General features: G+C 59.5%; 6 protein-coding genes and 1 pseudogene. 3 read left to right on the top strand and 4 right to left on the bottom strand.

Going from position 1 to position 9,120, the window contains the following annotated elements:
- From PHV01_RS09155 to PHV01_RS09145, 3 genes and pseudogenes are all read left to right on the top strand, one after another.
- Positions 1–221 (top strand): annotated as a pseudogene (locus PHV01_RS09155) (D-glycero-beta-D-manno-heptose 1-phosphate adenylyltransferase); the annotation flags it as partial.
- 9 nt (positions 222–230) lie between these two features.
- The gene (gene mfd / locus PHV01_RS09150) at positions 231–3,671 is read left to right on the top strand and encodes a transcription-repair coupling factor (protein WP_337290851.1); all 3,441 of its coding nucleotides are present in this window, start codon (positions 231–233) and stop codon (positions 3,669–3,671) included.
- Positions 3,668–4,705, top strand: coding sequence for a peptidylprolyl isomerase (locus PHV01_RS09145; RefSeq protein ID WP_337290850.1), 1,038 nt, complete (start codon positions 3,668–3,670; stop codon positions 4,703–4,705). The genes mfd and PHV01_RS09145 overlap by 4 nt, the downstream gene beginning before the upstream one ends.
- A 14-nt stretch (positions 4,706–4,719) precedes the next feature.
- Here PHV01_RS09145 and def read toward each other — a convergent pair whose 3' ends face one another.
- The 4 genes from def to PHV01_RS09125 all read right to left on the bottom strand — a co-directional run bounded on the left by def (position 4,720) and on the right by PHV01_RS09125 (position 9,115).
- Positions 4,720–5,223 carry a peptide deformylase gene (gene def / locus PHV01_RS09140; RefSeq protein ID WP_337290849.1) on the bottom strand — a complete coding sequence of 168 codons (504 nt, stop codon included), beginning with the start codon at positions 5,221–5,223 and terminating at the stop codon, positions 4,720–4,722.
- Positions 5,224–5,233: 10 nt separating this feature from the next.
- Positions 5,234–6,307, bottom strand: coding sequence for a tRNA (adenosine(37)-N6)-threonylcarbamoyltransferase complex transferase subunit TsaD (gene tsaD, locus PHV01_RS09135; protein ID WP_337290848.1), 1,074 nt, complete (start codon positions 6,305–6,307; stop codon positions 5,234–5,236).
- A gap of 138 nt (positions 6,308–6,445) precedes the next feature.
- Positions 6,446–7,789, bottom strand: a complete 1,344-nt coding sequence (locus PHV01_RS09130) for a S41 family peptidase (RefSeq protein WP_337290847.1) — start codon at positions 7,787–7,789, stop codon at positions 6,446–6,448.
- A gap of 90 nt (positions 7,790–7,879) precedes the next feature.
- The gene (locus PHV01_RS09125; protein WP_337290846.1) at positions 7,880–9,115 is read right to left on the bottom strand and encodes a peptidoglycan DD-metalloendopeptidase family protein; all 1,236 of its coding nucleotides are present in this window, start codon (positions 9,113–9,115) and stop codon (positions 7,880–7,882) included.
- Between the last annotated feature and the right edge of the window lie 5 nt (positions 9,116–9,120).

Below are 9,120 nucleotides of genomic sequence, written 5' to 3'. Positions count from 1 at the left end.
ACGTGGTGATCTTCGAGGAACCGGACCCGAGCCGTATCATCGAAGCGCTTGAGCCTGATGTATTAGTCAAGGGCGCCGACTGGGCGAAGGAAGAGGTCATCGGTCGGGAGACGGTAGAGAGGCATGGCGGGCGGGTCGTGACGATCCCGTTGGTGGAGGGCTCTTCTACAAGCAATATCCTGCGTCGTATCATGACGATGGCCAGGTTGCAGGAGCAGTAAGAGGATCTCATGGTGATACGATCGATGGAGCAGTCGGAGGATCTCCTGATCCCTGAGATTGCCGAGATCGTGGCCCGACTTGACAGTGGGGTCGACGCGCTGTATCTGACCGGCCTCTTTGGGGCCTCGAAGGCGTTGATCCTCTCCCAGATTGCTCGCCTGACGAGGCGTCCCCTCGTGGTATTGACCTCCTCGTCCGCCGAAGCCGAGCTTCTGGCGAAGGATCTGCACGTCTTCTTTCGCAGCCCGGTGGGCTTCCTGTCAGAACGTGATGAGGATCCCGAGACCGGGTATCAGCGAATTGCCTGTCTGGCGGGCCTTGCCACCAAGGAGCTTCCTTTGGCGGTTGTCTCTATCCAGGCTGCCCTCGAACGCCTTCTCCCTCCTTCGGCCCTCCTGGGAGCGGCATTTACGCTGTATGTTGGACGACTGATCGCACGGGATGAGCTTCTGGGCGCCTTGGAGGTAGGTGGCTACCGTCGAGTAAATCAGGTGACCGACCGCGGCGAATACAGTCTGCGTGGGAATCTCCTCGACCTCTTCCCTCCAAAACCTGTCCTGAGCCGTGTCGAAGGGTCGGATCTTCCTGTCCGCGCCGAGTTCTTTGGCGACGAACTGCTTGAGCTCCGCGCCTTCGATCCGGCCACACAGCGGTCCATCCGCTCTGTCGAGCAGGTCACCGTCCTGCCTGTTGTAGAAGTGCCATTGACGGCTGAAGCGTGTCAACAGGCCCTGGACGCACTCCGCAAGGTAGAGAAGGCCCAGAGCGACTCAGTTCCTTCCGAGATCATCCAGGCACTTGAGGATCGTCGCCCGTTCCCAGCTCTTCATGCCTATCTTCCGTACTGTTATCCGGAACCAGCCGATCTCATGCAGTACGTGGCGCCCGATACCGTCTGGGTCCTGATAGACCAGTCGAGCCTGAAGGCCAATAGTACAAGCCTCGCGGAGCGCGGTAGGGAGGGTGTTACCGGATCTTGTCTCTCATTCCTCAATTGGAGCGACCTTGAGCAGAGACTCTCCCTGAGGCCGCGGATCTTCCTGGAGGAGTTCTTGCCAACCAACTGCCTTGCGGGAGAGGCGGCTATCGGTTTCCAGATGCGCACCATCCCGGCCTACCGTGGACGAATGATGGAACTCGTACGGGACCTTGAAGGGTGGCGTCGGCAGAGTCGAAGAATCCACCTGGTCTGCAGAAATGAGGCCCAGGGTCGGCGCCTGGCTGAGGTGCTGAAGGAGCATGACGTCGCAGCCTCTCTCAGCCCAGGAATGGCGTCGCCAAGCGAAATCACTATCCTCGCCGGCGAACTCAGTGGCGGCTTCCACCTGGATGGGGCGTCACTGACCTATATTACTGAAGCCGAGATCTTTGGGACTCGACACATTCCGCCCCGCCGCTTACGACCGAAGGCGGTCTCCCTCATCGCCTCCTACCAGGATCTGGCCTACGGTGACTTTGTCGTTCATGAGGATCACGGAATCGGCGTATACAAAGGGCTGCGGCAGATTGCTGTCGGTGGGACAGAGGGTGACTATCTGCTCATCGTCTATGCCGACCACGCCAAGCTCTATGTGCCCACGAGCAAACTCCACCTGGTCCATCGGTATGCGGGCGCTGATGGCAATCCACCAGCCCTCGATCGGTTAGGAAGCGCTTCCTGGACCAAGGCCAAGGAGCGGGTCAAGGCTTCCGTTCGCGAGATGACCCAGGAGCTGCTCACGCTGTATGCAGCCAGGCAGGTGGTCAAAGGGTATGCCCTCCCCCCCGATACGCCATGGCAACGGGAATTCGAGGCTGGATTCCCGCACGAGGAAACCCCTGGCCAGCTTCAGGCAATCGCCGAGGCTAAGGCCGACATGGAGCGAGACCGGCCGATGGACCGCCTGATCTGCGGTGATGTCGGGTATGGCAAAACCGAGGTGGCGATGCGGGCCGCCTTCAAGACGGTCATGGGGGGGAAGCAGGTCGCGATCCTAGTCCCAACCACCGTTCTTGCCCTGCAGCACTCCCGGACCTTTTCCGAGCGGTTCGGCGGTTTCCCGATCACGGTGGAGATGCTCTCACGCTTCCGCAGTCGAAAGGAGCAGGGCGACGTACTGCGTGGCGTCCGTGACGGCATCGTCGATATTGTCATTGGCACCCACCGCCTGCTCCAGAAGGATGTCCACTTTCGGGACCTGGGGCTGCTTGTGGTAGATGAGGAGCACCGCTTCGGTGTCGCGGCTAAGGAGCGCCTGAAGCAGATCCGACGACAGGTCAATGTCCTGACGCTCACCGCCACGCCGATCCCGAGGACGATGCACATGTCGATGCTGGGAGTCAGGGACATCAGCACTATCGAAACCCCGCCGGAGGATCGCCTTTCGATCAGGACGACTGTAGCCAGGTTCGACCCGGCCCTTATCAAGGAGGCGATAGAGCGGGAGCTGGACAGAGGAGGACAGGTCTTCTTTGTTCATAATCGCGTAGAGAGTATCCAGCGCGTGGCGCGCCTGATCAAGCGGTTGGTCCCTCGGGCGAGGCTGACAGTGGCTCACGGCGAGCTGCCTGAAGAGCGCCTGGAACGGATCATGTGCGACTTTTACAGCGGTACGTTCGATGTTCTGCTGTGCACCACTATCATCGAATCCGGCTTGGATGTCGGTGCCGCCAACACCATCATCATTGATCGGGCCGATGCCTTGGGCCTTGCGCAGCTCTACCAGCTTCGCGGGCGGGTCGGTCGGGACAAGCATCGAGGGTACGCCTACCTCCTGGTGCCGGAGGATGCTGTGCTCTCAGAGGTAGCAAAAAAGAGGCTCCAGGTTATCGCGGAACTGACCGAACTCGGCTCCGGATTCAAGGTGGCGGCACGGGACCTGGAGATCAGAGGAGCGGGCAACCTCCTGGGAGCAGAGCAGCACGGTCAGATCGCCGCCGTGGGATTTGATCTGTATTGCAGGCTGATCGAGTCAACGGTCAGGGAGTTGAAGGGTGAAGCGGCTGCGGAGCCTGTCGAGCCTTCTGTCAGGTTGGAGGCGGAGGGGTATATGCCGGAGGCCTACGTCGAGGATCCCAACGTCCGGCTCCAGCTCTACAAACGGTTGGCTGCGCTCACATCTGCACAGGAGGTCTCCGCCTTTCGGGAGGAGCTGGTCGATCGCTTTGGTGAGCCTCCCCCTGAGACAGAGCGGCTGCTTACCGCGATCACTCTCAGGATTCTGGCTCGGACGCTCCATATCCGTGAGGTCGATGCTTCCGGTAAAACGATCCGCCTCGTTTTCAGTGAGTCGCCGCCTCTTGCTCCAGCCAAGGTGGCAGCCCTGCTTCGTGAAGAGGGCGGCCGGTTGCGCTACATCCCGAAAGATGCCAAGCCTGCGGGGTATGAGAGACTGGAATACCGGGTAGACGGGGTAGACAAGATCGCTACCACTCAGGCCCTGCTGTCGAGACTTCAGGAGTGTCGATGAGTCAGTGTAGAGCGCAAGGCGCAAAGCGCAAGGTTCAGAAGTGGAATGCGGTCAGTGGATTCCAATACCCTACGCTCCCGTTGGGGATGGCCATCCTCTATGGGGTGCTGACGGCTTCCGTGGCTCACGGGGTGATCCTCGATCGCGTCGTCGCCGTTGTCAACGATGACGTGATCACCCTGACTGAGGTGCAAGAGGAAGGGCTTCAGACTATTCGAAGGATCGTGCGGGACACGATGGGGATGGAGCGAGAGCAGCAGCTCCGCAGCACGGAACGCCAGATCCTGGACGAGCTGATTCTCAGGAGGTTGCAACTTCAGGAGGCGAAAAAGGAGAAGATCGAGGCGGCCCCCGCAGAGATTCAGTCGACCATTGAGGAATTGAAGAAGCGCAACGGGTTGGCCAGCGACGAGGAGTTGCGGGCTGCTCTATCCAGAGAACTGCTCAGCGAGGAGCAGTTTCGGAGAGGGATTGCCGACCAGGTCGTCCTGACGAAGCTGGTAGCGAGGCGGGTGCGATCCAAGGTCGTCGTACTTGACGAGGAGGTCCAGCAATATTACGAGCAACAGCAGGCGCAATTCAGGGACATGTCCCAATTCAAGATGCGCCATCTCCTCGTGGCTATACCGAAGGGGTCGACGCCCAGTGAGGTATCGCGCGCCAAGCGCCGGATTGAGGAGGCGCAGGCGCTGATCAAGTCAGGGACCGACTTCTCTTCGGTCGCTCAGCAGTACTCGGAGGGGCCGCTCGCGGCCTCCAGCGGTGAGGTCTGGATGATGAGGCGCGGAGAGCTCGCGCCGGAGTTGGAGCAGGCCGCCCTTGCCCTGCCGATTGGGCAGGCCAGCGACATCATCACGACTCCGGCCGGCTTCCACATCATTGTCGTGGAAGAGCGGGTTCCTGGCCGGGTCCTTCCATTCGACCAGGTGAAGGAGCAGATTCGCACCATTCTGTTTGATCGGAAGGCCGAGGCCACATTCAAGGAGTGGATCGAGGGTCTCAAGACCAAGGCTAACGTCGAGATGAAATTGTAAGATTCTACTACGTCCTAGTCTTTTTTCGCCTTCTTGAGCCGCCGCTTCAGTAAGAGACGCTTTGCCGTGCTCAGACGGTCGATGAACAGGACACCGTCCAAGTGATCGATCTCGTGCTGTAGGATACGGGCCAGCAGGTCAGCCCCCTCCAGAATAACCTCCTTCTCATTCCGATCATATGCCTTTACCACCACCTGTTTGAATCGTGAGACCGACTCGTTCAGATCCGGGATGCAGAGGCATCCCTCTTCCTCCACGACTTGCCCTTCACCGCTAACCAGTACGGGATTAATCAGGACCTGGGGCCGTGCATGTGCGGGATCGTGAGAAGGGTCCAGGACGATGACCCGCTTGAGTGCTCCCACTTGGGGAGCGGCAAGGCCCATGCCTGGAGCCGCATACATGGTTTCTACCATATCATCGATGAAGCGCTGAAGCTGGCCATCGATGGACGTGACCAGCAGCGATTTCTTTCGGATGACGGGGGATGGGTAGAGCAGGATGGGTAGCTTCGCCATTCGTGTTCCCTTATGTCACACCGAGAGCGAGATCGGCATCGGCGTTCAATGCAAGTAAGGCTCGCTCGCCGCGCAGAAGGCGAGGGTAACCGGCGGCCGCGATCATGGCGCCGTTATCGGTGCAGAGGGACGGTCTGGGGTAGTAGATCTGTACCCCTTCCTCTGCCGCCCGCTCCGTGAGCTTCGACCGGAGCCTGCCATTGCAGGCTACCCCTCCGGCCAGGACGAGACGGCGAGAGGCGGACGCCTTCGTCGCTGCCAGACTCACGCGAACCAGCACATCCACCACAGCTTCTTGAAATCCGGCGCAAATATCTGCTATGAGAGTAGGGTCGAGAACAGGCTGAAGGCTGAAGGCTGAAGGCTGAAGCGAACTACTACTTGAACCCTGAACCCTAAACCCTAAACCCTTCGCATAATTGACCACTGCGGTTTTCAGACCGCTGAAGCTGAAATCGCATGAATCTTGCTCACGCATAGGCCTTGGAAACCGCACAGCGTTTGGGTCGCCTTTACGCGCCCACTCCTCGATCACCGGCCCGCCTGGATAACCGAGGCCGAGGAACTTGGCCACCTTGTCGAAGGCCTCTCCTGCAGCATCATCCCTGGTCCGACCGAGCAAGCGATAGACGCCAGGGGCTGTGGCCAGATAGAGGTGAGTGTGGCCACCCGATGTCACGAGCCCGGTAAAGGGAAAGGACAGCTCCTCATGATCCAGCAGGGCGGCATAGAGATGCCCCTCCAGGTGATTCACACCGACCAGTGGGATATGACGGGCAAAGGCAAGCGCCTTCCCGAAGCAGAGACCAACCAGCAGGGAACCGATCAGCCCCGGTCCTGACGTTGCCGCGATCCCGTCAAGTTCGGCGAGGCTGACCCCTGCCTTGGTGAGCGCCTCCTGGACGACCGGCCAGACAGCCTCCACGTGACGGCGGGAGGCCAACTCAGGAACAACCCCGCCGTAGGGGGCATGGACGGTATCCTGGGAGGCGATCACGGAAGAACGGATTCGCCGGTCATCCTCCAGTACAGCGGCCGCCGTCTCGTCACAGGAGGTTTCAATCCCAAGAGTAAGATATGACATTATTCAGCGGTTAGGAGTTTAGACTGAAGGCTGAAGGTCGAAGGAAAACTACCTAAACATTCAGCCCTTAGCCTAATAACCTCCTCCAGTCTTCAGCCTTCAGTCTATCCACCTGCCTGTCCTTACTGAGTGCTGCATTTACCCTGCATTCCCTTTCACAAATCCCTTCTCGATGATTCGGCTCGCCTTGAGAATCTCCATCGCTCGCTTTAACTGGATGTCGCTGTTGGGATCTGGTCCCTCTCGCTTGCCGATCTGGAGACTCGCGTCTCCCTCCTCTTCGGAAATCTTCTTCTCCTGCCGTTTCTCAGCCTGTACTTTTATTGGCTCACCCTCTTTTTCACCCGGGCCACCCGGCGCCTTGGCTACAGCGGTGGGCCTCGGTACCTCCACGATGATATCAGGCACAAGCCCGGTGCCGTGGATCGACCGTCCCTTTGGCGTGAAATACTTCGCCGTGGTCAAACGCAGGCCGGAACCATCGCTCAGCGGAACAACCGTCTGCACCGACCCCTTCCCGAAGGTTTTGGTCCCAAGGATCACTGCCCGCTTCCAGTCCTGAAGCGCGCCCGCGACGATCTCGGAGGCGCTGGCGGAGCCCCCATTCACCAGGACCACAATGGGGATCTTGGGGACCTGAGCCCCGTGTTCGGCCGAGAAACGGAGATCCTGGTTCTTGATTCGACCCTCAGTGTAAACGATGAGCTGCCCTTGGTCCAGGAACAGATCGGACACCTGGACGGCCTGATTCAGGAGGCCGCCCGGGTTGTTGCGAAGGTCCAGCACCATGGCCGACATCGCGCCCTGCCCCAACTGCTCGATCGCCTTCAGGAGGTCTTTCCCGGTCCGCTCCTGGAACGCGCTAATCCGGACGTAGACGATCCCATCGCCCAGATCCTTGGTCTTTACGCTTTTCACCTCGATGACTTCCCGAACCAACGTCAGCTCGAACGGGCCAGGGGACTCCTCACGGAGGATGGTCAGTGTGACGCTCGTGCCCTTGGGACCCCGGAGCTTTTTCACTGCCTCCATAAGGGTCATGTCTTTGGTCTGGCTCCCGTCGATCTTCACAATCCGGTCGCCCGGATGAATGCCGGCCCGATCGGCGGGGGTCCCTTCGATTGGCGCCACCACCGTGAGCATCCTGTCCTTGACCGTAATCTCGATCCCCAGGCCGCCGAACGAACCCTGGGTCTCGACCTGCATCTCTTTAAAGATATCGGGCGGCATGAACGCGCTATGAGGATCGAGCGACTCTAGCATCCCTTTAATGCCGCTGTAGATGAGATCGCGGGGTTTCGTCTCCTCCACGTAATTGGCCTGGACCAGCGACAGGACCTCAGTGAAGACCTTCAACTGCTCGTAGCTGTCCTCGACAGCCGTGACCTCATGGGTGCCGCCGCCACTGATGACCAACAGCGCCAGGCCCAATGCGACGACCAGACGCTTCCACCCGTTCCGAAAATGACCTCCAGATCTCATCGATTCCTCCTAAGGACAGGGTATAGGGGTTAGGGTCTCGAGGGTCCCCTTTGATTCTAAACCCTCTACCCTAGATCCTCTCGTTTCACATCAGTTAGGGGCAAGCCACGCTACGGGATCCTGTGGCCCGCCCCGATGCCGCACTTCAAAATAGAGCTGAGACCCGGTTACCGAGCCGGTGGTACCGACCAACCCGATGGCTTGCCCCTTTGCCACTCGATCGCCCACCTTGACGAGAATCTCTGCGGCATGCGCATAGACGGTGTAGTAGCCATCTCCGTGGTCAAGAACGATCAAGCGGCCGTACCCTTTGAACCAATCGGCGTAGAGCACAACACCTTCAAAGACCGAAACGATCTTCTGCCTCTCGGGAGCATTGATCTCGATGCCGTGACTCCAGGTCACCGTCCTGTACCGCGCATGCTCTTGCTTGCCAAAGGTAGAGGTCAGGGTGCCGGTCGTCGGCCACGGCAATTTGCCCTTGAGCGATGCGAACGGCCCAATTGGTCCTTCAGAAGGCCCAGGAGCCCGCAACGACTCGGGATGGGGCGTTCTCCCACTCTGAGGCCGTTTCTCTCGCTGCAGGCGACCGATAAGGCCCTGAAGCTCGCGAGCGGCCAGCTCCAGTTCCCGGATGGCGACCAGATGGCTTTTTTTCTGCTCCTGAACCTTGGCCAGCAACAGGCGTCTGGCACGCTGTTCCTCCAGGATCTCTTCGCGTTTTGCGGTGACGGCTTTTTGGCTCAGGGTCAGCTCAGCCTTCAACCGTTCCAGCTCAGCTTGTTGAGCCCCCAGGGTTTCGAGGTCAGTCGAGTAGGCAGCAACCATCCGCTGGTCCTGATTCGCAATTGCAGCAAGGTATCGTATACGACGCCCGGCGCCCGACATATCCTCTGAGGACAAGAGGGCCTGGACATAGCCATGCCGGCCCTGTTTGTAGATGGCGCGGACACGCCGCCGGAACAGGTCCTGTGTCTGGTTCAGGCGAGTTCTGATCAGCCTGATATTGTTCTGGATGGCCTGAAGCCGTTCCGTACTTACCTTCAGCCCGGCCTGCAGCTCTTTCAGCTCTCGGCCCTTCTGCTGAAGCTCCTGATCGATCCGATCCAAATCCTCGGAAAGCGATCGCTCTTTCCGCGCCACCTGTTGTGTCTGCTTACGCTCCCGGTCCAGCTCCCTTTTTACCTGATTGAGCTCTTCGCGCTTCTCGCGAAGGCGCGATGGCGGCACCGGCCTTTTTGTAGTTGCCAGACCGGCTGGCGGGCCGAGGAGAAAGATTGCCATGAAGACCACCATCACCCGGATGGTAAGAGGCGAACGAGCCATTGCTC

Source organism: Candidatus Methylomirabilis sp. (assembly GCF_028716865.1).
GTDB lineage: Bacteria > Methylomirabilota > Methylomirabilia > Methylomirabilales > Methylomirabilaceae > Methylomirabilis.
This window is presented reverse-complemented; position numbering and strand designations above follow the sequence as displayed.

What these genes read in the sequence shown, in the direction of transcription:
- def (WP_337290849.1), bottom strand. Translation starts at nt 5,223, where the DNA reads ATGGCGAAGCTACCCATCCTGCTCTACCCATCCCCCGTCATCCGAAAG.
- PHV01_RS09145 (WP_337290850.1), top strand. Translation starts at nt 3,668, where the DNA reads ATGAGTCAGTGTAGAGCGCAAGGCGCAAAGCGCAAGGTTCAGAAGTGG.
- PHV01_RS09130 (WP_337290847.1), bottom strand. Translation starts at nt 7,789, where the DNA reads ATGAGATCTGGAGGTCATTTTCGGAACGGGTGGAAGCGTCTGGTCGTC.
- tsaD (WP_337290848.1), bottom strand. Translation starts at nt 6,307, where the DNA reads ATGTCATATCTTACTCTTGGGATTGAAACCTCCTGTGACGAGACGGCG.
- mfd (WP_337290851.1), top strand. Translation starts at nt 231, where the DNA reads ATGGTGATACGATCGATGGAGCAGTCGGAGGATCTCCTGATCCCTGAG.
- PHV01_RS09125 (WP_337290846.1), bottom strand. Translation starts at nt 9,115, where the DNA reads ATGGCTCGTTCGCCTCTTACCATCCGGGTGATGGTGGTCTTCATGGCA.